Origin of the sequence: Streptomyces kanasensis (assembly GCF_043077165.1) — a bacterium.
GTDB classification, from domain to species: domain Bacteria; phylum Actinomycetota; class Actinomycetes; order Streptomycetales; family Streptomycetaceae; genus Streptomyces; species Streptomyces changanensis.
In genome coordinates this window covers 517,015-541,301 of record NZ_JBIBSF010000001.1, presented here as the reverse complement: position 1 = coordinate 541,301, position 24,287 = coordinate 517,015, and the positions used below count along the sequence as shown (strand labels likewise).

The 24,287-nt window shown below is 75.6% G+C and carries 23 protein-coding genes; 18 read left to right on the top strand and 5 right to left on the bottom strand.

Going from position 1 to position 24,287, the window contains the following annotated elements:
- Positions 1-394: 394 nt before the first annotated feature.
- On the top strand, positions 395-1,114 hold the full coding sequence (locus ACF053_RS02350) for a Type-2Aa cytolytic delta-endotoxin (RefSeq protein WP_391952047.1): 720 nt from the start codon (positions 395-397) through the stop codon (positions 1,112-1,114).
- Between the two features lie 31 nt (positions 1,115-1,145).
- On the opposite strand, the gene ACF053_RS02345 is transcribed toward ACF053_RS02350, so the two are convergent.
- Both ACF053_RS02345 and ACF053_RS02340 read right to left on the bottom strand, forming a co-directional pair.
- On the bottom strand, positions 1,146-1,640 hold the full coding sequence (locus ACF053_RS02345) for a DUF4383 domain-containing protein (protein WP_391952046.1): 495 nt from the start codon (positions 1,638-1,640) through the stop codon (positions 1,146-1,148).
- Between the two features lie 321 nt (positions 1,641-1,961).
- A complete protein-coding gene (locus tag ACF053_RS02340; protein WP_391952045.1) occupies positions 1,962-2,933 on the bottom strand; it encodes an acetylxylan esterase in 972 nt (323 codons plus the stop codon).
- Positions 2,934-3,098: 165 nt separating this feature from the next.
- Here ACF053_RS02340 and ACF053_RS02335 point away from each other — a divergent pair, with 165 nt between their 5' ends.
- The 12 genes from ACF053_RS02335 (at position 3,099) to ACF053_RS02280 (ending at position 15,939) form a co-directional block, all read left to right on the top strand.
- Positions 3,099-4,232 (top strand): glycoside hydrolase family 5 protein, encoded by a 1,134-nt coding sequence (locus ACF053_RS02335; protein WP_391952044.1) that lies wholly within the window; start codon positions 3,099-3,101, stop codon positions 4,230-4,232.
- A 125-nt stretch (positions 4,233-4,357) separates the two neighbouring features.
- Entirely contained in the window at positions 4,358-5,659 is a 1,302-nt protein-coding gene (locus ACF053_RS02330; protein ID WP_391952043.1) for an alpha/beta fold hydrolase, read from the top strand.
- Positions 5,660-6,022: 363 nt separating this feature from the next.
- Positions 6,023-6,790, top strand: a complete 768-nt coding sequence (locus ACF053_RS02325) for a PIG-L deacetylase family protein (RefSeq protein ID WP_391952042.1) — start codon at positions 6,023-6,025, stop codon at positions 6,788-6,790.
- 362 nt (positions 6,791-7,152) lie between these two features.
- Complete coding sequence (locus ACF053_RS02320; protein WP_391952041.1) at positions 7,153-8,121, top strand: NADPH:quinone oxidoreductase family protein; 969 nt, start codon at positions 7,153-7,155, stop codon at positions 8,119-8,121.
- Entirely contained in the window at positions 8,118-9,299 is a 1,182-nt protein-coding gene (locus ACF053_RS02315; RefSeq protein WP_391952040.1) for an acyl-CoA dehydrogenase family protein, read from the top strand. Before ACF053_RS02320 ends, ACF053_RS02315 begins: the two co-directional genes overlap by 4 nt.
- A complete protein-coding gene (locus ACF053_RS02310; protein ID WP_391952039.1) occupies positions 9,296-10,426 on the top strand; it encodes an acyl-CoA dehydrogenase family protein in 1,131 nt (376 codons plus the stop codon). The genes ACF053_RS02315 and ACF053_RS02310 overlap by 4 nt, the downstream gene beginning before the upstream one ends.
- A gap of 96 nt (positions 10,427-10,522) precedes the next feature.
- The gene (locus ACF053_RS02305) at positions 10,523-12,127 is read left to right on the top strand and encodes an ABC transporter substrate-binding protein (RefSeq protein WP_391952038.1); all 1,605 of its coding nucleotides are present in this window, start codon (positions 10,523-10,525) and stop codon (positions 12,125-12,127) included.
- A gap of 23 nt (positions 12,128-12,150) precedes the next feature.
- A complete protein-coding gene (locus ACF053_RS02300) occupies positions 12,151-13,116 on the top strand; it encodes an ABC transporter permease (RefSeq protein ID WP_391952627.1) in 966 nt (321 codons plus the stop codon).
- On the top strand, positions 13,109-13,975 hold the full coding sequence (locus ACF053_RS02295; protein ID WP_391952037.1) for an ABC transporter permease: 867 nt from the start codon (positions 13,109-13,111) through the stop codon (positions 13,973-13,975). The genes ACF053_RS02300 and ACF053_RS02295 overlap by 8 nt, the downstream gene beginning before the upstream one ends.
- 41 nt (positions 13,976-14,016) lie before the next feature.
- Positions 14,017-14,934 (top strand): ABC transporter ATP-binding protein, encoded by a 918-nt coding sequence (locus ACF053_RS02290; protein WP_391952626.1) that lies wholly within the window; start codon positions 14,017-14,019, stop codon positions 14,932-14,934.
- Positions 14,927-15,619, top strand: a complete 693-nt coding sequence (locus ACF053_RS02285; protein ID WP_391952036.1) for an ABC transporter ATP-binding protein — start codon at positions 14,927-14,929, stop codon at positions 15,617-15,619. The genes ACF053_RS02290 and ACF053_RS02285 overlap by 8 nt, the downstream gene beginning before the upstream one ends.
- 125 nt (positions 15,620-15,744) lie before the next feature.
- Positions 15,745-15,939, top strand: a complete 195-nt coding sequence (locus tag ACF053_RS02280) for a hypothetical protein (protein WP_058940496.1) — start codon at positions 15,745-15,747, stop codon at positions 15,937-15,939.
- Between the two features lie 60 nt (positions 15,940-15,999).
- Here ACF053_RS02280 and ACF053_RS02275 read toward each other — a convergent pair whose 3' ends face one another.
- On the bottom strand, positions 16,000-17,205 hold the full coding sequence (locus ACF053_RS02275; protein WP_391952625.1) for a phosphodiester glycosidase family protein: 1,206 nt from the start codon (positions 17,203-17,205) through the stop codon (positions 16,000-16,002).
- Positions 17,206-17,538: 333 nt separating this feature from the next.
- Here ACF053_RS02275 and ACF053_RS02270 point away from each other — a divergent pair, with 333 nt between their 5' ends.
- The 4 genes from ACF053_RS02270 (at position 17,539) to ACF053_RS02255 (ending at position 21,374) form a co-directional block, all read left to right on the top strand.
- Positions 17,539-18,750 carry an RNA ligase gene (locus tag ACF053_RS02270; protein ID WP_391952035.1) on the top strand — a complete coding sequence of 404 codons (1,212 nt, stop codon included), beginning with the start codon at positions 17,539-17,541 and terminating at the stop codon, positions 18,748-18,750.
- Positions 18,751-18,754: 4 nt separating this feature from the next.
- Positions 18,755-19,687 carry a phosphatase domain-containing protein gene (locus ACF053_RS02265; RefSeq protein ID WP_391952034.1) on the top strand — a complete coding sequence of 311 codons (933 nt, stop codon included), beginning with the start codon at positions 18,755-18,757 and terminating at the stop codon, positions 19,685-19,687.
- A 56-nt stretch (positions 19,688-19,743) separates the two neighbouring features.
- Positions 19,744-20,673, top strand: a complete 930-nt coding sequence (locus ACF053_RS02260; protein WP_391952033.1) for an adenosine kinase — start codon at positions 19,744-19,746, stop codon at positions 20,671-20,673.
- A 92-nt stretch (positions 20,674-20,765) separates the two neighbouring features.
- A complete protein-coding gene (locus ACF053_RS02255; RefSeq protein ID WP_391952032.1) occupies positions 20,766-21,374 on the top strand; it encodes a GNAT family N-acetyltransferase in 609 nt (202 codons plus the stop codon).
- 37 nt (positions 21,375-21,411) lie between these two features.
- On the opposite strand, the gene ACF053_RS02250 is transcribed toward ACF053_RS02255, so the two are convergent.
- Both ACF053_RS02250 and ACF053_RS02245 read right to left on the bottom strand, forming a co-directional pair.
- Positions 21,412-22,092: a TNT domain-containing protein gene (locus tag ACF053_RS02250; protein WP_391952031.1), complete on the bottom strand. Its 681-nt coding sequence runs from the start codon at positions 22,090-22,092 to the stop codon at positions 21,412-21,414.
- 302 nt (positions 22,093-22,394) lie between these two features.
- Positions 22,395-23,009, bottom strand: coding sequence for a hypothetical protein (locus ACF053_RS02245; RefSeq protein WP_391952030.1), 615 nt, complete (start codon positions 23,007-23,009; stop codon positions 22,395-22,397).
- A 278-nt stretch (positions 23,010-23,287) separates the two neighbouring features.
- Between ACF053_RS02245 and ACF053_RS02240 the strand changes: the two genes are divergently transcribed.
- Positions 23,288-24,238 carry a helix-turn-helix domain-containing protein gene (locus tag ACF053_RS02240; RefSeq protein WP_391952029.1) on the top strand — a complete coding sequence of 317 codons (951 nt, stop codon included), beginning with the start codon at positions 23,288-23,290 and terminating at the stop codon, positions 24,236-24,238.
- Positions 24,239-24,287: the final 49 nt, after the last annotated feature.

Below are 24,287 nucleotides of genomic sequence, written 5' to 3'. Positions count from 1 at the left end.
GGAGCCGGACCCGACCCCGATCGGTGGCCGATCCGACCCCGATCGGAGCCCGACGGAGTCCGATCCGACGCGCGGTGGGCCGGTGCTGCCCGGCGCGGGTCCGCGGCGGTGCCGCCGCGTTCATCCGTCCGGGTGCTCCCCGTTCGGCGCGGCCCGCGCTCCGCCCCCGAGGCTTCGGCGCGAATCGACCGCGCTGCTGGAGCGCGACCTCAGCGGCGCGGGCGCCCCGCGGCCCGAGCCGGTCGTGCGCTGACTCGGGGTCACCGGTCCGCCGGGCGGCACCGGGCCGCCGGGCCGAAGTGCCGGGTGCCGGGGGCCCCGCGGGAGGCCGGGTGGCGGGGCGGCATACTGGCCCGCGGCGCGGCGCGACCCTTTCCAGCCAGAGGAGCACCACATGGCCGACCAGCCCACCGTCGAGGAGAACGCCGGGAAGACCACGGGGAAGACCGCCGCGGGGACCACGGACGTGGCCATGGCGGAGGGCGCCGCCGGGGCCGCGGTGGCCGGCGCCGCCGGGCAGGCGGCCTTCCTGCCCGTCGTCGAGGTCGGTCCCGCCCACATCGCGCAGGCGGAGGCTCTGGCGGACCTGTTCCAGCAGGCCGTCGCCGGTCACCCGGCCGCCACCGGCGCCGGCAGCGACGACGGTGTCGACTTCGGCCGGATCAGCCGTGCGGCGGCCGCCGTCCCCCACGCCGGGGCCGTGCGGACCGTGCGTGGCTGGGGGCTGCGGGAGACCGCTCCCGTCGGCGTCATGGCCCTGTCGCTGCAGGAGGTCGTACGGCAGGCCCTGCCCGCGCCGTCCACCAACCCGGAGTTCTGGCGGAAGGTCGAGCGGGCGCTCACCGGATCCTTCGTCGGCCTGGGCGGACAGAGCGGCGCCCACCTGTCCTTCTCCGGCGGGACGGAGGACAGCACCGGCTACACCTGCCACCTGCTGTTCGTGCTGCAGGACGAGGAGACGGGCGACGCCGTCCACGCCGTCGCCCTCCGCCTCGACGCGACGGTCGGCCTCGACGGGGCGGCGGCGCGCGCCCTGGCGGTGGACGACGTCGTGCCGTTCGCCCTGCGGGTCGACGCCGTCGCCGTACGCCAGCAGTTGCCCGCCGCCGTCTGACGCCCGGACGACACCGGACCGGGGCCGGCGCTCAGGCGGTCCCGGGCCCGGCACCCGAGCCGGTCCCGGGACCGGGCCCTCCCTCGCCCCCGGCGGGGCGGGGGAGCAGCAGTCCGAGGGCGACCATCGTGGCGCCGAACGCGAAGTGCAGCCAGGTGTCGGGGGTGTTGACCGGCACGACGCCGCTCTCGCTGTCCAGGTCGATGATCACCCCGTACACGGACAGCGCGAGGTAGACGAGGCCGCCGACGAGGAGGAACGGACGGGCGTTGCCGGGCGTCCGCGCCGTGACGAGCGCCACGACGCCGAACACCAGGTGGACGACGTTGTGCAGGATCGACACGTGCAGCAGCCCGAGGAGCCGGGCGTCCGACTCGTGGTCGGCGAAGGCCAGCGTGTCGTAGCCGCTGGTGACGCCGGGGACGAAGCCCAGACCGCCGATGAGCAGGAAGACCACCCCCACCCACAGTGCGGCGAGTCGGACGGGGGTGCGGGACGAGGACGCCCCACGGTGTGCGCTGGTCATTGACTGGCCCTTCCCACCGGACGGCCGGCGCGGTCGGGCCGCGTCGCGCGGCGGCCGACGAGTACCCCGCCCCCGTCTCCGGTCACTTGGGCAGCCTATCCAGCGCCCGCCGCCCCCAGGGGCTGCCCCACCGGTCAGGTCGGGCTCGCGGCGGCCGGCGCGGGCTCGCGGAGTCCTCGCCGGTCGTCGACGCTCCGCGTCGACTCCCTCCTCCGCCGTGCGCGCGCACCGGATGGCGCCACCTGATCCCACCCGATCGACAGGACGTCCCCCAGGCGTCCGACCCGCCGCGGACCGGCCCTCCCCCCGCCCCCGCCCGTTTCAGGCCGTCAGCCGGGCCGGAAGCCAGCGCAGTCGGGCGGCCTGCTGGTAGGACTCACCGCCCTCGTGGTCGTTGAAGGCGTACACCTCGATCTCCTTGTCGGCGTGCGCGTACGCGTTGAACGCGGCGAACACCGTCGACGGCGGGCAGGTCAGGTCCTCCAGCGCGGCCGAGAACAGCGCGGGCGCCGTGGCCCGCGGGGCGAAGTGCACGCCGTCGAAGTACGCGAGCGTGCGCGCCACCTGCTCGACCCTGCCCCGGTACGTCTTCAGGTACACGCCTATCTCCCGGTACGGGTTCCGGTCGGTGATCGTCGTCGCCCGGGGGAAGTCGCAGAGGAACGGCACGTCGGGCGCGACCGCCGCCAGGTCCGGCACGAGCCCGGCCACGGCCAGCGCGATGCCGCCGCCCTGGCTCGCCCCGACGACGGCCGTGCGCGCCGCGTCCACCGCCGGGTGCGACCGGGCGGCCGCCACGGCCCGCACCGCGTCCGTGTACAGCCGGCGGTAGTAGTACGTCGACGGGTCCTCGACGCCCCGCGTCATGAAGCCGGGCGCGGCCGGGGCGCTGCCCACCGGGTCCGGGGTGTCCCCGCCCGCCCAGGTGCCGCCCTGCCCGCGGGTGTCCATGACGAAGTGCGCGAATCCGGCGGACGCCCACAGCAGATGGGTGTGGGGCAGGCCGCGCCCACCGCCGTAGCCGATGAACTCCACCACCACCGGCAGCGGTCCGGTGGCCGCGGCGGGGAGGACGAGCCAGCCCTTGACGGGGTGTCCGCCGAAGCCGGCGAAGGTGACGTCGTGCACCTCCACGGTGGTCAGGCCGGTGGCGACCGGCTCGAACCGGGCGTCGAGGGGGTGGCTGCCCGCCTCCGCCAGCGTCCCCGCCCAGAAGGCGTCGAAGTCGGTGGGCTCCCGGGACGAACTCCGGTACGTGCGCAGCTCGTCGAGGGGCAGGTCGAAATGCGCCATGATCGGGCGACCTCCTTGATCATCGGATCGGGACGACGCCACCGTACGTGCTGAGACCACCCGTACGGCAGGCCCTTGCGGCCCCGTCGCGGGAGCTGCTACCCCTGGGTTAGGAAAGTTTCCTTCCAGTCCTCGCTCCCCGCCCCCATCCGCATCGGAGATCCCATGAGATCGGCACGGACCTGGACCCGTGGCACCGGCGCCGCAGCCGGCGCCCTCATCACCGCCCTCCTCCTCGGACTCACCACGGCGCCGACCGCACCCGCCGTCCCCGCCGCCCCCGCCGCACAGCCGGCGCCGGCCGGCGCGACCGTCGCCGCCACCGAGACCGCCCCCGCCGCCCCCGCCGCGGCGGCCACGACCCCCGCCGCGGTCAACGGCCGGCTCACGGTCTGCGGCACGAAGCTGTGCAACCGGTACGGCAAGCCGGTGCAGTTGCGCGGGATGTCCACGCACGGCCTGCAGTGGTACCGCCAGTGCGTCACGTCCGGCTCGCTGGACGCCCTCGCCACCGACTGGAAGGCGGACGTCCTGCGGGTCTCCATGTACGTGCAGGAAGGCGGGTACGAGACCGACCCGCGCGCGTACACCGACCTCGTCCACTCCGTCATCGAGCAGGCCACCGCGCGCGGCATGTACGCCATCGTCGACTGGCACATGCTCGACCCGGGCGACCCGCACCACAACCTCAGCCGCGCCAAGACCTTCTTCACGGAGATCGCCCAGCGCCACCGCGGCAAGACCAACCTGCTGTACGAGATCGCCAACGAGCCCAACGGCGTCAGCTGGTCCCGGATCAAGAGCTACGCGGAGCAGCTGATCCCGGTCATCCGCGCGCACGACCCGAACACGCCCGTCCTCGTCGGCACCCGCGCCTGGTCGTCGTTCGGCGTCTCGGAGGGCGCGAACGAGTCGGAGGTCGTCGCCGCCCCGGTGAACGCCTCCAACATCATGTACACCTTCCACTTCTACGCGTCGTCGCACCGCGACGCGTACCTCGCCACCCTGTCCCGGGTCGCCGACCGACTCCCGGTCTTCGTCACCGAGTTCGGCACCCAGAACTACGCCGGCGAGGGCGACGACGACTTCGCGACGGCCCAGCGCTACCTGGACCTGATGGCCACCAAGAAGATCAGCTGGGTGAACTGGAACTTCTCCGACGACCACCGCACCGGAGCCGTCTTCAAGCCCGGCACCTGCGGCGCCGGCGGCCCCTGGACCGGCACGGCCTCCCTCAAGCCCGCCGGCGTCTGGATCCGCGACCGCATCCGGACCCCGGACGACTTCCCCACCGGCTGATCCGCCCCGCCCCTCCCCGCCCCCGTCCGCCGGGGACCCCTGTGGTCCACTGTGCGGGCGGGGGCGCGCCGCGCCCGCGGCCCGCGACCGGCCGACCGGTGACCGACCGCCTGCCAGGAGGAGCCTTGACCACGTACCGCCAGCCCGGTGTCGTCCTCACCGACCACCGCTTCACCGTCCCCCTCGACCACGCCGACCCGGACGGCGAGCGGATCGAGCTGTACGGGCGCGAGGTCGTCGCGGCCGGGCGGCAGGGCGTCGACGACCTGCCGTGGCTGGTGTACCTGGAGGGCGGCCCGGGCTGCGCGGTCCGGCGCTTCAGCGGCGCCCCGGCCTGGCTGGGCCGCGCCGTCCGCGAGTACCGCGTCCTCCTCCTCGACCAGCGGGGCACCGGCCGCTCCACGCCCGCCGACCGCAGGACGCTCCCGCTGCGCGGCGGCCCGCGCGAACAGGCCGCCTACCTCGCCCACTTCCGCGCCGACGCGATCGTCCGCGACTGCGAACTGGTCCGCCCCCGGCTGACCGGCGGCGCCCCGTGGACCGTGCTCGGGCAGAGCTACGGCGGCTTCTGCGCCACCCACTACCTCTCCACCGCCCCCGAGGGGCTGGCGGCGGTGCTCGTCACCGGCGGCCTGCCCTCCCTGCACGCCACCGCCGACGAGGTATACCGCGCCGCCTACCCGCGCATGCGGCGCAAGGTCCTCGCCCACTACGAGCGCTACCCGCAGGACGTCGAGGCGGCCCGGCGGATCGCCGCCCACCTCGTCGAGCACCCCGTGGCGCTGCCCGGCGGGCACCGGCTCACCGTCGAGGCGTTCCAGTCACTCGGCGCCCTCCTCGGCGTGGGCGACGGCGGCGACCAGCTCCACTACCTGCTGGAGGACGCCTTCGTCCGCACCCCCGCCGGACACGAGCTGTCCGACCCCTTCCTGGAGGCCGTGCGGGGCCACCTCTCCTTCGCGTCCCGGCCGCTGTACGCCGTCCTCCACGAGTCCATCTACGCCGACGGCCGGGCCCCGACCGCCTGGGCCGCCGAACGGGTGCGCGCCGAGTTCCCCGACTTCGACGCCGCGGCGGCGCTCGCCGGCGACGCGCCGCTGCTCCTCACCGGCGAGACGATCCACCCCTGGCACTTCACCACCGACCCCGCCCTCGTCCCGCTGCGCGAGACGGCGGAACTGCTCGCCGCCCGCACCGACTGGCCCGCCCTCCACGACACGCGGCGCCTGGCCGCCAACACCGTCCCGACCGCCGCGGCCGTCTACCACGACGACCTGTACGTCGACACGGCCCACTCCCTGGAGACCGCCCGCACCATCCGCGGCCTGCGCACCTGGGTGACCGACGAGTACGAGCACGACGGCGTGCGGGCCGGCGGCGCCCGGGTCCTGGACCGGCTGCTGGCCCTGGTCCGCGGCGAGGTCTGAGGGCGACTCACGGCGCCGCGTCGTCCCGCCCGCGGACCGTCGGCCCCGGCCCGGGCGGGACGACGTGGGGGCGCCCGGTACCGGCGCGGGGGCCGGACGGCGCCCCCGGGGCGGTGCGGGCGCCGTCCGCGGCGCGCCGCCACGCGGGGTGGCCGGCGCCGCTCGACGGGGGCAGGCCGGGGCCGACGAACCGTCCGCCCGGCGGACCGACGGCGCGTCCGCGCGGGGAGTGCGGGGTGGGCGGGGGAGAGGGCGACCGGCGGGTGACGCGTGCCCGGCCGCCCACGGCGCGCCGCCTTCCGGCAGGGCGCCGTCACGCGCCCGTGCCGCCTCCGCGTCACCGCCCGGCCCTATCCTGCGCCCATGAGTGATCAGGAGAGCGGGCCGACGTCCCGTCAGGAAGCGGGGCCGCTGCGGCCGATGCCCGAGGACTGGCGGCGCGCCCTCGTCGTCGTCGCCCACCCGGACGACCTGGAGTACGGCGGCTCCGCGGCCGTCGCCGCCTGGACCGACGCGGGCCGGGAGGTGGTGTACGTCCTCGCGACGCGCGGCGAGGCGGGGATCGCCACGCTCGCCCCGGACGTCTGCGCACCGCTGCGCGAGGCCGAGCAGCGCGCGAGCGCGCGGGTCGTCGGCGTCTCGCAGGTCGAGTTCCTCGACCACCGGGACGGCGTGGTCGAGTACGGCACCGCGCTGCGCCGCGACATCGCGGCCGCGATCCGCCGCCACCGACCCGAGCTGGTCGTCACCCTCAACCACCGCGACACCTGGGGCGGCGTCGCCTGGAACACCCCCGACCACGTCGCGGTGGGTCGCGCCACCCTGGACGCGGCGGCCGACGCGGGCAACCGCTGGATCTTCCCCGAACTCGTCGAGCAGGGCCTCGAACCGTGGGACGGGGTGCGGTGGGTGGCCGTGGCCAGCTCCCCGGAGCCGACCCACGCGGTCGACGCGACCCCGGGCCTGGAACGCGCGGTCCACTCCCTCCTGGAGCACCGCACCTACATCGAGGCGCTGACGGACGAGGATCCGGAGACGTACTGCCGCGCCTTCCTCACGGGCAACGCGCGGGCCGCGTCCGAGCGGTTCGGCGGCGTCCCGGCCGTCACCTTCGAGCTCTTCCCGCGCTGACGTGCGGGTGGCCGTCCCCGGGCGGCCACCCGGGGCCCGGCCGTCCCCTCGGACCTCGGCCGTCCCCCTCCCGGACGCCCACCCGGCCCTCGCACCGCCCCCGCCGGGCTGTGGTCGTCCCTCGTCGGACCTCGGTGGCCGCCCCTGTCGGGTCGTGGTCGTCCCTCGTCGGACCTCGGTGGCCGCCCCCGTCGGGCCTCGGCCGTCCCACGTCAGGCCCCGACCGCCGCCCCCTCGGCTCCGGGGGATCCCGGGTCCCGGGCGGGTGGCCGGAAATCCGCGGCTCCCTGTTCCCCCGTGGGCAAGCGACCGCTTAGTATGCGAGCCACTGCGGTACTGCCCGACTCTTTGTGGAGGCCCCCATGCAGGCATGGCGCGTGCACCGGAACGGCGAGCCGAGCGAGGTGATGCGACGCGAGGAGACCGACCGGCCCACGCCCGGCCCCGGGCAACTGCTCCTGAGGGTGCGGGCCGCGAACACCAACTTCCCCGACGCGCTCCTGTGCCGCGGCCAGTACCAGGTCCGCCCGCCGCTGCCCTTCACCCCCGGGGTGGAGGTCTGCGCCGACACCGAGGACGGTCGGCGCGTGATCGCCACGGCGGCGCTGCCCCACGGCGGCTTCGCCGAGTACGCCGTCGCCGACGCGTCGGCGGTCCTCCCCGCGCCCGAGGCGCTCGACGACGCCGAGGCCGCCGCGCTGCACATCGGCTACCAGACCGGCTGGTTCGGGCTGCACCGCCGCGCCGGGCTGCGCGAGGGCGAGACGCTCCTCGTCCACGCCGCGGCGGGCGGCGTCGGCAGTGCCGCCGTCCAGCTGGGCAAGGCGGCCGGCGCGCGCGTCATCGGCGTCGTGGGCGGCGCCGAGAAGGCCGCCGTCGCCCGCGAGCTCGGCTGCGACGCCGTCGTCGACCGGCGCGGCGAGGACGTCGTCGCGGCGGTCAAGGACGCCACCGGCGGCCGCGGCGCCGACGTGGTCTACGACCCGGTCGGCGGCGACGCGTACACCGCCTCGGCCCGGTGCGTGGCCTTCGAGGGCCGGATCGTGGTCGTCGGCTTCGCCAGCGGCGACATCCCCGCCCCCGCCCTCAACCACGCCCTGGTCAAGAACTACTCGATCATGGGCCTGCACTGGGGGCTGTACAACCAGAAGGACCCCGAAGCCGTCCGCCGCTGCCACGACACGCTCACCACCCTCGCGGCCAAGGGCCTGATCAGGCCGCTGGTCAGTGACCGGGTCGCCTTCGCCGACGCGCCCGCCGCCGTGCAGCGCGTCGCCGACGGCACGACCACGGGCCGCGTCGTGGTGCTCCCGGAAGGAGCCGACAGGTGACCGACGCCACCGCCCTGCGCGACCGGACGCGCGCGCTGCTCGCCGCGCACCCGCCCGCCACCACCGAACGCACCGCCTTCCTCCGTGCCCGCTTCGACGCCGGTCTCGCCTGGGTCCACTTCCCGGAGGGGCTCGGCGGCCTGGGCGCGCCCCGCTCCCTCCAGGCCGTGGTGGACGCCGAACTCGCGGCGGCCGGCGCCCCCGACAACGACCCGCGGCGCATCGGCATCGGCCTCGGCATGGCCGCGCCGACGATCCTCGCCTACGGCACCGAGGAGCAGAAGCGCCGCTTCCTGCGTCCCCTGTGGGTGGGGGAGGAGGTCTGGTGCCAGCTCTTCAGCGAACCCGGTGCCGGTTCCGACCTCGCCGCCCTCGGCACGCGGGCCGTCCGCGACGGCGACACGTGGGTCGTCGACGGGCAGAAGGTGTGGACGTCCAGCGCCCACGTCGCGCGCTGGGCCATCCTCATCGCCCGCACCGACCCGGACGCGCCCAAGCACCGGGGGATCACGTACTTCCTCTGTGACATGAGCGACCCGGGCGTCGAGGTGCGGCCGCTGCGCCAGATCACCGGCGAGGCCGAGTTCAACGAGGTCTTCCTCACCGGTGTGCGCATCCCGGACGCCCACCGTCTCGGCGGGGTCGGCGAGGGGTGGAAGGTCGCGCAGACCACCCTCATGAACGAGCGGGTCACCATCGGCGGCGCCCGGATCCCCCGCGAGGGCGGCATGATCGGCCCCGTCTCGCGCACCTGGCGCGAGCGCCCCGAGCTGCGCAGCCACGACCTCCACCAGCGCCTGCTGGACCTGTGGGTGGAGTCCGAGGTCGCCCGGCTGACCGGCGAGCGGCTGCGCCAGCAGCTCGCCCTGGGCCAGCCCGGCCCCGAGGGCAGCGCCATGAAGCTCGCCTTCGCCCGCCTCAACCAGGAGATCAGCGGCCTGGAGGTGGAACTCCTCGGCGACGAGGGGCTGCTGTACGGGGAGTGGACGATGCGCCGCCCCGAGCGCGTCGACTTCACGGGCCGCGACGCCGGCTACCGCTACCTCCGCTCCAAGGGCAACTCCATCGAGGGCGGCACGAGCGAGGTACTGCTGAACATCGTCGCGGAACGCGTCCTCGGCCTGCCCTCCGAGCCGCGCACCGACAAGGACGTCGCCTGGAAGGACCTCACCCGATGAAGGACCAGACCGACCGGACGGATCGGAACGAGCGGACGGACCGGGTGGACCTGCTGTACTCCGAGACCGAGTCCGACCTCCGGGCCGCCGTCCGTGCCCTCGTGGCCGACCGCGCCGCCCCGGCGGAGCTGCCCGGCCGCGTCGAGGACGGCGGCGGGGTTCCCGCGCTGTGGAAGGCGCTCGCCGCCGACATGGGCACCGCCGGGCTGCTCGTCCCCGAGGAGTTCGGCGGGCAGGGCGCGTCCCACCGCGAGGCCGCCGTCGTCCTGGAGGAGCTGGGCCGCGCGGTGACGCCGGTCCCGTACCTCACCAGCGCCGTCGTCGCCACCGAGACGCTCCTGGCCGCCGCTGACGGCGACGCCGCCGGCGGCGCCGCCGACCTGCTCGGCGACCTGGCCGCCGGGCGCAAGATCGCCGTGCTCGCCGTACCGCTCTCCGCCGGGCCCGACCACGCGCCGGCGGGCACCGGGACCGTCTCCGGCGTCGCGGACGCCGTCCACGCCGACGTCCTGCTCGTGGTCCGCCCGGACGGGCTGTACGCGGTCGACGCCGCCGACGCCCGGGTCGCCCCGCAGATCCCGTTCGACCTGACCCGCCCGCTCGCCACCGTGACCACCGACGCCGGCGGCACGCGCCTCGCGGACGCGGCCGGCGCGCGCGGGGCCGTGCGCCGCGGGCTGCTCGCGGGCGCCGGGCTGCTCGCCTCCGAGCAGCTGGGCGTGGCGGAATGGTGCCTGGAGGAGACGGTCCGGTACACCCGCGAACGCCACCAGTTCAACCGGCCGGTCGGCTCCTTCCAGGCGCTCAAGCACCGCATGGCCCAGCTGTGGCTGGAGGTGGTCGGCGCCCGCGCCGCCGCCCGCAACGCCGCCGACGCCCTCGCCACGGCGAGCCCCGAGGCGCCGCTCGCCGTGGCCGTCGCCCAGGCGTACTGCTCGCGCGTCGCGGTGCGCGCCACCGAGGAGTGCGTCCAGCTGCACGGCGGCATCGGGATGACCTGGGAGCACCCCGCCCACCTCTATCTGAAGCGGGCCAAGGCCGACGGGATCGCCCTCGGGTCGGCCGGCCGGCACAAGGAGGAGCTGGCCCGACTCGTGGACCTGCCCGGGCCGCAGGTCTCCACGTAAGGACCACAAGAGGAACCCACCCCTCTACGTACTGTTTAATTGCGAGTCGTTCGCAACAACAGTCGATCTTCGCGAGAGCACGAGGGGTGTGGAACCATGACCGCCCGATCCATACGCGGCATGGCCGCCGCCACGCTGGCCGGAACCCTGGCCATCACCGCGGCGGCCTGCTCGAACCCCGGCGCCGGGGGCTCCGGCTCCGCGGCGAAGGACAGCGCGGTCGTCGGCATCGCCTACGAGCCCGAGACGCTCAGCCCGCTCCTCGGCTACGGCAAGGACGGCAACTCCAAGATCTTCGACGGGCTCCTCGCCTTCGACGGCGACATGAAGCTCAGGCCGGCCCTGGCGGTCGCCCTGCCCACGGTCAGCGCGGACGGCCTGACGTACACGTACAAGCTCCGCACCGGGGTGAAGTTCAGCGACGGCACGCCCTTCACGGCCAAGGACGTCGTCTTCACCTACCGCACGATCCTCGACGAGAAGACGAACAACGCCTCCAAGACCGAGCTGGCCGCCCTGAAGGACGTCAGGGCCGTCGGCGACGACACCGTCGTCTTCACCCTCGACCACCCCTACGCGCCCTTCGCCGAGCGGACCGTCCTCGGCATCGCCCCCGAGCACGTCGCCGGCAAGCAGGACGTCAACAGCGGCCCCTTCACCACCAAGCCGATCGGCACCGGCCCCTACGTCCTCGCCGACTGGTCCAAGGGCGAGAAGATCACCTTCAAGGCCAACCCCGCCTACTGGGGCGGCGCGCCGAAGGTGAAGAAGTTCACCATGGCGATCATCAAGGACGACGACGTCCGCGCGACCCGGCTGCGCTCCGGCGACCTCGACGGGGCGATCCTCCCCCCGAACCTCGCCAAGGGCTTCAAGGGCGACGGAGCCAAGAGGACGTACGAGGCCACCACCTACGACTACCGCCTGGTGACCCTCCCCACGCACAACGAGGTGACCGGGGACCTCGCCGTCCGCCGCGCCCTCGACGTCGCCGTCGACCGCGGGGCCATGGTCGACAAGATCCTCGAAGGCGCCGGGAAGCCCGCCTACGGCCCGGTCCCCACCGACAGCGAGTGGTTCACCAAGGGCACCGAGCGCGCCCACGACCTCGCCCGGGCCCGGAAGATCCTCGACGACGCCGGCTGGAAGCCCGGCCCCGACGGCGTCCGCGTCAAGGACGGCGTCCGCGCCACCTTCCCCCTCTGGTACCTCTCCGGCGACAAGCTCCGCCAGGACCACGCCCTGGCCTACGCCTCCGACGCCAAGAAGGCCGGCATCGAGATCAAGACCCAGGCCGGCACCTGGGAGGTCATCGAACCGCGCATGAAGACCGACGCGGTCCTCGCCGGCGGCGGCTCGCCCGGCGACCCGGACTTCGACCAGTACCTGCTGCTCACCTCCTCCCTGGCCGGCGACGGCTTCAACAACATGGGCTGGTACGACAACCCGGTCGTCGACAAGGCCCTCGACGCCGGCCGCACCACCGACGACAAGGCCGCCCGCAAGGCCGCCTACGACACCGTCCAGCGGGAACTGGTGAAGAACCCCGGCTACACCTTCCTCACCCACATCGACCACCTGTACGTGGTGAACGACCGCTGGGACGGCCTGTCCACCCAGGTCGAGCCGCACGACCACGGCCTCGCCTCCGGCCCGTGGTGGAACGTGGAGGACTGGACCCCCAAGGACGCCGGCAAGTGACCCGACGCCTCCCCTGGGGCGCGATGGCACGGATGGCCGGACGGCGGGCCCTGTTCGCCGTCCCCGTCCTGCTCGTCGTGACGTTCGGCGTGTTCGCCGTCGCCGCCGCCTCCCCCTTCGACCCCGTCAAGGCGTACGCCGGCACCGCCGGACTCACCGCCTCCCAGGAGAACCTCGACCAGCTGCGGGCCAACCTCGGCGTCGACCGGCCGCTCGTGCCCCGCTGGTGGGACTGGCTCACTTCCGCCGTCACCGGCGACCTCGGCGACTCCAGCGTCATGCGCCAGCCCGTCGCCGACGTCATCACCGAACGCATCGGCTGGTCCGCGCTCCTCGCCGCCACCGCCTTCGCCGTCGCCGTCCTCCTCGGCACGGCGCTCGGCGTCCTCGCCGCGCGCCGCCGCGGCGGCTGGCTCGACCGGTGCGTCAGCTCCGCCGCGTACACCCTCGAAGCCGCCCCCGCCTTCTGGCTCGGGCTGCTCGCCATCTGGTTCTTCGCGCTGGAGCTGGGCGTCCTGCCCGCCGGAGGGCTCACCGACACCGGCAGCGAGACCGTCACCTTCGGCCAGGTCGCCTCGCACCTGGTCCTGCCCGCCCTCGTCCTCGGCCTCTCGCAACTGCCCTGGTTCTTCCTCTACGTCCGCCAGGGCGTCGCCGACGCGCTCGACGAGGACCCCGTGCGGGGCGCCCGCGCGCGCGGACTCGACGAGCGCACGGTGCTGCTGAAGCACGCCCTGCGCTCCGGCATGCTCCCCATGCTCACGCTCATCGGCTCGCGCGTCCCCGAACTCATCACCGGCGCCCTGCTCGTCGAGTCCGTCTTCAGCTGGCCCGGCATCGCCGCCGCCACCGTGCAGGCCGCCACCTCGGTCGACTTCCCGCTGCTGGCCGCGCTGACCGTGCTCGCCACGGCCGCGGTCCTCCTCGGCAACCTCCTCTCCGACCTGCTGTACGGACTCGCCGACCCGAGAGTGGGCTTCGATGGCTGACACCGTCTGGACGTCCCGCGGGCGCACCCGCCGCTCCACCCGGGCCGTACGCGTCTCCACGTCCGCCGTCATCGTCGCGGCCGTCGTCCTCGCCGTGCTGCTCGTACCGCCCCTGGTCCAGCTCGACCAGCAGGCCGTCGACCTGTCGCTGAAGCTCCGGCCGCCGTCGGCCGCGCACCCGTTCGGCACCGACGACGTCGGCCGCGACCTGCTGCTGCGCTGTGTCTACGGCCTGCGCGTCTCGCTCCTCGTCGGCCTGGTCGCCGCGCTCGTCGCCACCGTCATCGGCACGGCCGTGGGCGCGGCCGCCGCCGCCTTCGGCGGCTGGACCGACCGGCTCGTCATGCGGCTCGTCGACACCTTCTCGTCCGTGCCGCACCTGCTGCTCGGCATCTTCATCGTGGCGATGTTCCGCCCCGGCGTGTGGCCGGTCATCGTGTCCGTCGCGCTCACGCACTGGCTGTCCACCGCCCGGATCGTCCGCTCCGAGGTGCTGTCGCTGCGCTCGCGCCCCTACGTCGACGCGGCCGTCTCCGGCGGCGCCTCCCGGTGGCGGGTGACCGTCCGGCACCTGCTGCCCGCGGTCCTCCCGCAGGCCGGCCTCGCCGCGGTGCTCATGGTGCCCCACGCCATGTGGCACGAGTCCGCCCTGTCCTTCCTCGGCCTGGGGCTCCCCGCCCACCAGGCCAGCCTCGGCAACCTCGTGCAGACGGCGCGCGGCTCGCTGCTCGCCGGCGACTGGTGGCCGACGCTCTTCCCCGGGCTGTTCCTCATCGTCCCCACGCTCGCCATCGCGGGACTCGCCGGTGCCTGGCGCGAGCGGCTCAACCCCCGCCGCCGATCGGAGCTGATGCTGTGAGCCCCGTCCTCTCCGTACGGGACCTCTCCGTACGCTTCCGGATGCGCGGCGGCCGCCACGTCGCCGCCGTCAGCGGCGCGAGCTTCGACCTCGCGGCGGGCGAGTGCCTGGCCCTCGTCGGCGAGAGCGGCTGCGGCAAGTCCGTCCTCGCCTCCGCGCTGCTCGGCCTGCTGCCCGGCAACGCGCAGACCGCCGGCACGGCCGTCGTCGACGGCATCGACCTGCTCGCCGCCGACGAGCGCACCCTCGCCCGGGCCGTCCGCGGCCGGCGCGTCGGCCTCGTCCCGCAGTCACCGGCCGCCCACCTCACCCCCGTACGGACCGTCCGTGCGCAGCTGGAGGAGACCCTGCGCCAACTGGCGGGCACCCCGCGCGCGGAGCTGCGCCCCGCGGCCGTGGCCGCCGCCGGGCGCGCCTCGTTCCCCGCCGACCTGCTCGACCACTACCCGCACCAGCTCTCCGGCGGCCAGGCACAGCGCGCCGCCACCGCCCTCGCCCTCGTCGGCGACGCGCCGCTCCTCCTCGCCGACGAACCCACCACCGGGCTCGACCGCGACCTGGTCGAGCGCACCGCGGACGAACTGCGGCGGCACACCGACACCGGCCGGGGCCTGCTCCTCATCACCCACGACCTGGCGGCGGCCCAGCGGATCGCCGACCGGGTCGCCGTGATGTACGCGGGCCGGGTCGTCGAACTGACCGCCGCGGACCGCTTCTTCGGCTTCCCCGGCCCCCGCCACCCGTACGCCCGCGGCCTGCTCGCCGCCCTCCCGGAACGGGACTTCACCCCGATCCCCGGCATGCCGCCCGAGCTCGACGCCCTGCCCGACGGCTGCGCCTTCGCCCCGCGCTGCCCCTTGCGCGGCGACACCTGCCGGGCGGTTCCGCTCCTGGAGGACGGCGTCGCCTGCCACCACGCCCCCCGCCCCCACGCCGCCGAGGAGGCCCCCCGTGCTTGAACTCACCTCCCTCACCGCCGGGTACGACCGTGACGACCCCGTCTTCCGCGACGTGTCGCTCACCGTGGCCCCCGGCGAGGCCGTCGGGCTGCTCGGGCCCAGCGGCTGCGGCAAGTCGACCCTCGCCCGCGTCGCCGCCCTGCTGCACCGCCCCGACGCCGGCCACGTCACCCTCGACGGCCGGCGGGCGCGCGGCTGGCGCCACCGCGCCCCGCGCGACCTGCGCACCGCCGTGGGCGTCGTCTTCCAGCAGCCGCGCCTTTCCGCCGACCCCCGGCTGCGTCTGCGCGACCTGATCGCCGAACCCCTGCGCGCCACCGGCCGTCGCGCCGAGGCCGCCGCCCGCACGGGTGAACTGGCCCGCCGCGTCGGCCTCACCGAGGACCTGCTCGCCCGCCGCCCCCACGAGGTCAGCGACGGCCAGCTCCAACGCGCCTGCCTCGCCCGAGCCCTGGCGCTCCGGCCGCGCTGGCTCGTCTGCGACGAGATGACCGCCATGCTCGACGCGTCCACGACGGCGGCGCTGGTCGCCGTGGTCGAGGAGTACCGGCGCGAACACGGGGCCGGGCTCCTCGCCGTCGGCCACGACCACGTCCTCCTCGACCGTTGGTGCGACCGGACCGTGCACTGGGACGCGCTGACCGGCGCCACCCGCCACGAGACGGCCGTCCCGGTCGGCGTGTAACGGGCCGCCGCCGATTCCTACCCGTTCGGCCGACGCGCCGTACGGCTGTCCGGCGCCCGGCCTGGGCCAGACTGGCCGCCGAACGCCGTACGCACCGTGCGGCACCTGGCCGAGGAGGGCGACACATGGCCGTATCCATCTCCGTCTTGGTGCTTCTGCTGATCCTGGCGGTGGTCTTCCTGCGCAGCGGCGGCCTGAAGCTCTCCCACGCGGTGGTCTGCGCCCTGCTCGGCTTCTTCCTCGCCGGGACGAGCCTCGCGCCGAGCATCTACGACGGTGTCTCCGCCACCGCCGACGCGGTCAGCAGCGTCAAGCCGTAGGGCCGCCTGCCGGTCCCGCTCCGCACCGGCGCGGGACCGGCCGGGCCGCCTGACATTCCGTCAGGGGCCGACGAACACCCCGATCCCGTTCGGCACCGGCCGCTCCGCGCCCCCGCTGGGGTGGTTCAGCACCCGCACCGCGGTGGCCCCGCCGGTCCGGGCCACCAGAGTGGAGGACCCCCCGCCGTCCAGGTTGACGCCGTCCGACGCGCCCAGGTCGCCCAGCAGCCCCGCCAGTTCCACCACCGTCAGCCCCGAGCGGAACGCCGCGCCGCCGTCCAGCGCGAGGAGCAGCAACCGCCGCCCGCCGTCCCCGACGCCCGCCGCCGAGCGCACCGCGGCCGTCACCGCGTCCATCCCGGCCAGCGGCTTCCCGCCGCGCAGCACCGGGAACCCGCCCACCGCGAACCGGAAGGCGGACCCGGTGTCCGCGCCCGACGGCACCAGCCGGTGCGTCACCGTCACCCGGTCCCCCACCGCCAGCTCCCGCAGCCGCCGCGCGCCCGCCTCCCGCCCGACCAGCACCTGCGTGCCCGCCGCGACCGCGCCCGCACCCGGCGTGTCGGACACCGCCGTGACCTTGCCGCCGCGCAGCCGCACCTCGTACGTCTCCGCGCTGCACGGCGCGCCGCGGTCGGTGTCCGTGCCGCACGTGGCGCGCAGCCGGGACACCGCGCCCCAGTGCCGGGTGAACACCCCGACCGAACCGACCGGCAGCGCGTACTGGTTCAGCCCACCGAGCGGCAGCACCCCGGACGGTGTCCGCACCTCCCCCTCCAACGCCAGCTCGCCGACCCGGGCCAGGCCCCGGGCGTCGACGCCCAGCACCATGCGGGTGTTCGTCCCCGGCGGCAGCGCCGGGCCGAACCGCTGACCGCGCGGCACCGCCCCCTTGAGCGCCACCCCGTCGGCCACCGCGGGGCCGACCGGCGCGCCCGTCGGGGTCACCCCCGGATGCTGACTCTCGGAGAGGTTGAAGAAGTCGCCGTTGAGCCCGGCCACCGCGCCCGCCCCGTCCGCCAGCGCCGACAGCCTCGCCCGGGACGCCACCACGCCCGGGTACAGCAGACCGGCCGACACCCGTGCCACACCCAGGTCCACCGACACCAGGTGGACGCGGGCGGTGCCGCGCGGCGACGGCACGTCCAGCGTCCGGTACGCCACGCCCTCCGCGACGGCCCGCGCCGCCGGCGGGGCCCCCGGCAGCGGGGACGCGCCGGCTCGCGCCGGACCGGTCGCCGCGCCGGCCGCCGGGGGAGTGGCCAGCCCCGCCCCCGTCACCGCACACCCCAGCAACGCGGCGAGCACACCGGACCGCCACCACAGACGTCTCACGATCACGAACCCCCACAGGTAGGGACAACTCACTCGGGTCCCGGAAGAGTTGCCCCCCGCGCACCACGACCAACCGGCCGGCCCCGCGGCGATCCGGTGAACGTACGCCGTCCGCGCGCCCCCGCGACACCCGCGCCGGAGCCCGCGCGTCCGCCACCGCCCCACCGGTGCCCGTGCGGGGAGCGCGCGGTGCCCGCCGAATTCGCTGTCCCCGCACCCCCCGGGCGGGTGAGAATGCGGCATCACCGAAACGGGGGAACCACCATGACCGGCCCGACGCGCCCGACGCTCGACGCCCTGATACCGCCGGAGGACCTGGCAGCGGCCGTCGAGGCCGGCCACGTCACCCGCAAGCGCCACCCCGAACTGCCGCTCTCCCTGTACACCTACACGCGGACGGCGCAGTACGAGCGGGTGTGGAACCGCGTCACCGTCCGCTGCCGCGGCCTCGTCGCCGACGACACCACGGGCGAGGTCGTCGCCCTGCCCCTGCCGAAGTTCTTCAACGTCGGCGAGCACATCGCGGGACAGCCCTACGCGCCGCCGCTGCCGGACGAACCGTTCGAGGTGTACGACAAGGTCGACGGCAGCCTCGCCGTCGTGTTCCACTACGCGGGCCGGTGGCGCGTCGCCTCCAAGGGGTCCTTCGTCAGCACCCAGGCGACCTGGGCGCAGCGCCGCCTCGACGGGTGCGACACCTCAGCCCTCAGCCCCGGGACGACGTACCTCGCGGAGATCGTGTACCCGGAGAACCGCGTCGTCGTCGACTACGGCGACCGCCGTGACCTGGTGCTGCTCGCCGCGTTCGGTCCCGACGGCACCGAGACGCCCCTGGCCGGCGCCGCGCCCGCCTGGCGGCCCGTCGGCTCGGTCGTCACCCTGCGGCCCGCCCTGCCGCTCGCCGAACTCCTCGCCCTCACCGAGTCCTCCACGCACCCCGACGGCACGCCCGCCACCGGCACGGACGCGGAGGGGTTCGTCCTGCGCTTCGCGTCGGGCCTGCGGGCGAAGGCCAAGCTCTCCGAGTACGTACGCCTCCACAAGGTCCTGACCGGCGTGACCGAGCGGGACGTCTGGCGCGGCCACGGCGTCCAGCGCTTCGCCGGCCTCCCGGCCCGGCAGGTCGCACAGGCGCTGGGCTGCCCGCCGGAGTACGTCACCGCCTCCGACGGCCGGCCCCTGGACGCCCTGCTGGAACAGGTCCCGGACGAGTTCGACACGTGGGTCCGCGACGTCGTCGCACGGATCGAGAAGCAGGTCACGGACCGGGAGCGGGCGATCGACGAGGCGTACCGGTCCGTCGCCCACCTCGCCGGCGACCGCGCCGCGTTCGCCCGCGCCGTCAGGTCCGTGCCGGACCCCGCCGTCCGCCCCGCCCTGTTCCAGCGCCTCGACGGTCGGCCCACCGTCCTCATGACGTACCGTTCCGTCCGGCCGGACGCGTCCGACCCGTTCACCACCGACGAGGAGAACTGACCCCGTGTCCGCACCGCCCAGCCCGCCCGTCGTCCACGTCATGACCGGGCTGCCCGCCTCCGGCAAGACGACCGAGGCGCGCCGCATCCAGACCGCGTCCGGCGGCCGGATGCGCCGGGTGAACCTCGACGACCTGCGGACCATGCTCGACGTCCCCGACCCGGAGCGCGGCCGGTCCCGCGCGCACGAGCAGACCGTCCTCGCCGTGCAGGACGCGGCGGTCCGCGCGGCCGTCGAGGACGGCTTCGACGTCGTCGTCGACAACACCCACCTCACGCCCCACATACCCCGGCGGCTCAAGGCAGCCGTCCTCGGACTCGCCACCTTCGTCGTCCACGACCTCACCGACGTGCCGGTGGAGGAGTGCGTCCGGCGCGACGCCGCCCGCGCCCGCCCCGTGGGCGAGGAGATCATCCGCATCCTCGCCGAGAAGCACGCCGCGGCCCGCAGGGGCGGTTGGCGGCTGACCGCGGAGTGGATGAACGACCAGCCGCCCGTCGGGCCCTACACCGCGGACCCCGCGCTGCCGTCGGCCGTCCTGTGCGACATCGACGGCACGCTCGCCCTCCGCGGCGAGCGCGGCCCGTACGACTTCACCCGCTGCGACGAGGACCTGCTGAACGTCCCGGTCCGCCAGGCCCTGTGCTCCTTCCGCCGCGCCGACGGCGACGCCGTCGTGCTGCTGTCGGGCCGCGGCGAGGAGCACCGCGGGAAGACGGAGGCGTGGCTGCGCCACCACGACGTGCCGTACGACGAGCTGTGGATGCGCGCGGCCGGCGACGGCCGCCGCGACGACGTGGTGAAGGCGGAGCTGTTCGACCGTCACGTCCGCGGCCGCTACGCCGTCCGCGTCTCCCTCGACGACCGCGACCGCGTCGTCGCCGTGTGGCGCCGCATGGGCCTGCCGACCTGGCAGGTCAACTACGGCAACTTCTGACCCTCCCCGCGGTCCCGGTGCCCCCCAGGCGGACCCGGCGGCTCCGAAAGGACCCCATGAGCAGCACCCCGGAGACCGACGTCCTCGTCCTCGGCGGCGCGGGCGTCGACACGATCGTGTACGTGCCCGAACTTCCCCTGCCCCTCGCCGACAGCCACCAGATCCGGCCCGGGATCCAGACCCGGGCCGGCCAGACGGGCGACTTCGTCGCGCTCGGGCTGAGCGCGCTGGGCCTGCGCACCCACCACCTCGACGTCCTCGGCGACGACCCCGAGGGCGACCTCGTGCGCGCCCTCCACCGGGACCGGGGCATCCCCCTCACCGCCGTCCCCCTCGCCGCCGGGACGAAGCGCGCCGTGAACCTCGTCGGTCCCGACGGGCGGCGGCTCTCCCTCTACGACGCGACCCGTTGCGGGGAGTCGGACCGGCTGCCGGAGGACACCGTCACCGCCCTCGCCTCGGCGAGCCGCCACGTCCACGTCTCCATCACCCAGCCCTGCGCCCTCGCCCTCCCCGCGCTGCGCCGGACCGGGGTCACGCTCTCCACCGACCTGCACGACTGGGACGGCGAGAACCCGTACCACGAGGCGTTCGCCCTCGCGGCGGACGTCGTCTTCGTCTCCGCCACCGCCCTCGACGACCCCGAACGCACCCTGCGCGACGTCGCCGCGCGCGGCAGGGCCACCGAGGTCGTCGCCACGGCGGGGGCGGACGGCGCCTACCTGCTGGCCGACGGCGAACTGACCCACGTCCCCGCCGTGGCGCCCCCCGCGCCCGTCGTGGACTCCAACGGCGCGGGGGACGCCTTCGCGGCCGGCTACCTCTTCGGCCGGCTGACCGGCGAACCGCCCCGCAGGTGCGCCCTGTACGGCACCGTGGCCGGCGCCCACGCGTGCACGGTGCCGTCGACGCGGACCGACGCCATCGACCGCGCCACGCTGCTGGCCCGCGCGGCGGAGCCGACCGCCGAGCACCCCACCGCCTGAAGGAACGCCGCGCCCACCGCCGGAGAGCCAGGGCGGCGGGCGGGGCGGGCCCCGGCGGAGGATCCAAGATCCACAAGTGGAGAATGGGGCCTATGCCGATGACGAACCGTCCACAGGCGACCACGGCCGACGACGCCCCGCTGGTCAGCCGCGTCCTGGCCCGCGCCTTCGAGGACGACCCGATGATCCGCTGGTTCTTCCCCGACGGCGCGACGCGCGCGGCGGGGCTCGAACGGTACTTCTCCACGCTCCACACCCGCCAGTACGCCCGCCACGGCGTCTGCGAGCACACGGAGGCGGCTGCGGCCTTCTGGGTCCCGCCGAAGGCCCGGGACAAGGCCGTTCCCGACGCGGAGACCGTCCGCGACCTGCTCGACGTCCTGGGCGACCGTGCTCCCGCCTTCCGGGACGCGGTGGAGGCGGCCGGCGAGCACACGCCGCGGGAGCCGCACTGGTACCTCGCGGTGATCGGCGTCGACCCGGCCGCCCAGGGCCGCGGGCAGGGCGCCGCGCTGCTGCGCTCGGGCCTCGCCAGGGCCGACGCGGCGGGAGTGCCCGCCTACCTGGAGTCGTCGAAGCCGGAGAACCTCCCGTTCTACGAGCACTTCGGCTTCCGGGTGTGCGGGGAGGCGCGGCTGCCGGGGGGCGGGCCTGCGCTGTGGGCGATGTGGCGCGAACCGCACCGCGCGACCGGCACGTAGGGCGGCCCGGCCCCGAACGCGGGGCCGGGGTGGTGGCTCACGGCCGGGCGGGGGTCAGGTAGCCCTGGTCGAGCAGCCACCGCACGTTCAGCCGCTGTCCCGGTCCCGGGTCCAGCAGCGCGGGGTCCAGTTTGATCTGCTGTCCGCCGCCGGGCTGCCCGAACCAGGGCGCGATGCCGCCGCGCCACACCGGGAACGGCCGCTCGACCCGGTACACGCGGTAGTCGCAGGGGAAGGCCGCGTCACGGGTGTGCAGGCTCTGCGGCGGCAGGGCCCGCCGGGCGTACGCGTCACCCGCCGGGGCGAGGTAGGCGCCGTACTCGGAGCCGAACCGGTCCAGCCGATCACCCGGGCGGAGCGTCGCCACGCGCCGGTCCACTTCACCGTTGACCTCGGCGAACCCGTCGTTGGGCGGGTACTTCCACCCGGCCGGTCCGTCCGGGCCCTCCTCCTTCCAGTACGTGGCGAGGAACGCCTTCGGCGACATGCCACCGGTCCGCCGGTAGCCGGTGAGCAGCGGACCGACCGGCTTCTCGGGCGGGCGCGGCAGGTACTTCGGGCCGAGACGGGCGTCCCCCTGGAACTCCCCGCTGCACGCGGCGGGACGCTCCTCGCGGGGATCGGCGGGCGGGGGCGCGGCGGCGGCGGGCGACGCCGGTGCCGACAGGGCGGTGAGGCTCAGGGCCAGTGCGGACAGGAATGCGCGCAGTCGGTCCACGTCGCGGTGCTCCTCGGGTGGGGCTGATGGTCCTGACGCACCGTAGTGGCGCGCATACGGCCGCCGTGCCGGATCGGGGGTACGTTTCCGGCCGATCTCCACCCCTCGTCAGGTCGGCCGTCGCCGCGTCAGCCGGCGGCTCCTGACGGGACGTCATCCATGCGGGCGGTGAGGCTCGTGGGTGGTCTCCAGGCGGGCCGCCGCAGTGCCACGGTCCTTGGTGCGTCCGGCCCGTGGAGTGCGGCCGGGCGGTCCGGCGGCCGGGCGGGCCCCACCAAAGGGTCCCCCGTCGCGTACGGCGGCTACCTGACCCACATCCACCTCTCCTCCCCGGACGACCAGGTGCCGGGCGGGCCGGTCTGCTGAACCCGGTCGACCGGCCGGGGTCGGGCGGGGCCGGCCGATGGGTCGATGCCCCACCACGCCGCCGCCGTGACGGCGAGGAGCGCCGTCACGGTGGTGAGCAGCAGGGCCAGCGCCTCGGCGCGGGACGGCACGGACGGCATGGTGGCCTCCGGACGGGTCGCCCGCCCCCGGTGCGCCGTGGAGCGCGGGCGCCCGGTGCGCACCGGGGGTGGGCTCGTGGGGACGGGACAGTCGATGATGTGGACGGGCGGGTGGACGTGGTGGCCGTCGGTGCCGCCGACGCCGTGGGAGTGCTGCTTCCAGCGGGTGCCGAGCGCCATGGAGGCGCAGCCGGAGCAGTCCTGCCGGTGACCGGCCTTCCCGTACGTGTGCTGGGCGTACGGCACCGGGCGGCCGTTGTTCGCGGTCAGCCAGGTCTTGGCGCGCTCCGGTACCTGGGCGCGGGTCAGGGCCGGCGCCACCGCCTCGCCGGCGGCCGTACGGACGGTGGTCCGCTCGGTGGGCGTGGCCGCCGGCGCCTGGGGGGCGTCAGCGCGGTGGACGCCGGGCACGCCAGGGCGGTCAGCGCGACCGCACCCCAGGCGCGGGCTCCGGTCTTGTTCGGGGTCTCGGACACGACTGTCTCCCGTGGTCGCGGCGCGTTCGCCGGGCCGGGCCGCGGTGGCCGGCGATCAGAGCTTTGCGACGGTCCGTCACCCTTCGCAAGAGTGTCCCGTTTGCTTCACTGATGTCGGGATCCCTAGGGTTCTGACCTGCTGGGACGTCCTCGTCCCGGGACCGGGAGCGGAGTGTGGGGCGGCGGTCGGACCGCGTGCGGAGGAGGCGGGCCATGGCGGTGGACGGCGAACGGCCCGAGGGGGCGCCGGCGCGGCGACTGGGCGCGGCCCTGCGTGCCCTGCAGCAGCGGTCCGGGCGCACGCTGCGCTCGCTGGAGGAGGACGTGCCGATCAGCGACTCGTCGCTCTCCCGGTACTTCCGGGGGAGCACGGTCCCGCCGTGGTCGACGGTGCGCGACCTGTGCCGGGCGCTGGGCGCCGACCCGGCGGAGTACCGGGCCCTGTGGGAGGCGGCGGCCCGGGGCCAGGCGGCCGGACCTGACGCCGACGCCGCGCGGGCGGGGACAGCCGGCGCCGGGGCGCCCGGACCCGGGGCGGCCGGCTCCCGAACAGCCGGCTCCGGAGCCTCGGGCGCGGCCCCCGGGCCGGGTGACGGACCGGGCGGCCGCATGCGCCGGTGGTACGGCGCCGCCCGCGCGCGGCTGCCCGGGCGCCGGGCGTGCGCCGCGGGCGGCGCCGTCGTCGGCGTGCTCTTCGGGGCCCTGCTGGCCTCGCTCGCCGTGCCGCAGGCCCCCGCCTCCGCCCCCGGCGCCCCCGGACGGGAGGGGCCGGAGCCGGGGAGCACGGCGGGGCTCCCCCGGCACGCCCGGATCTTCGTCAGCCGGGAGACGGGCCGCTGCCTGGACGACAGCCTCGACGAGCGGCTGCGCACCTACAAGTGCAACGGCATGAGCTACCAGTGGTGGACCGTGCACACCCTCGCCGACGGCTCACGGCGGCTGCGCAACCACGCCACCGGGCGGTGCCTGGACGACGGCGCCGCCGGTCTCCGGGCGGTCCGCTGCGCCGGGGGCCGGACCGGGCCGCAGACGTGGTCGGTGACGACCTGGAGCGACGACTCCGCCGAGGTGAGGAGCCGGGTGACGGGGAAGTGCCTGGACGACAGCGGCACCGGGCTGCGCACCCTGCCGTGCGACCGGACCGACCGCCAGAAGTGGGGTTGAGCGCGCCGACGCGCATCGACGGCGCGGGCGGCCGCACCGCCGTAGCGTC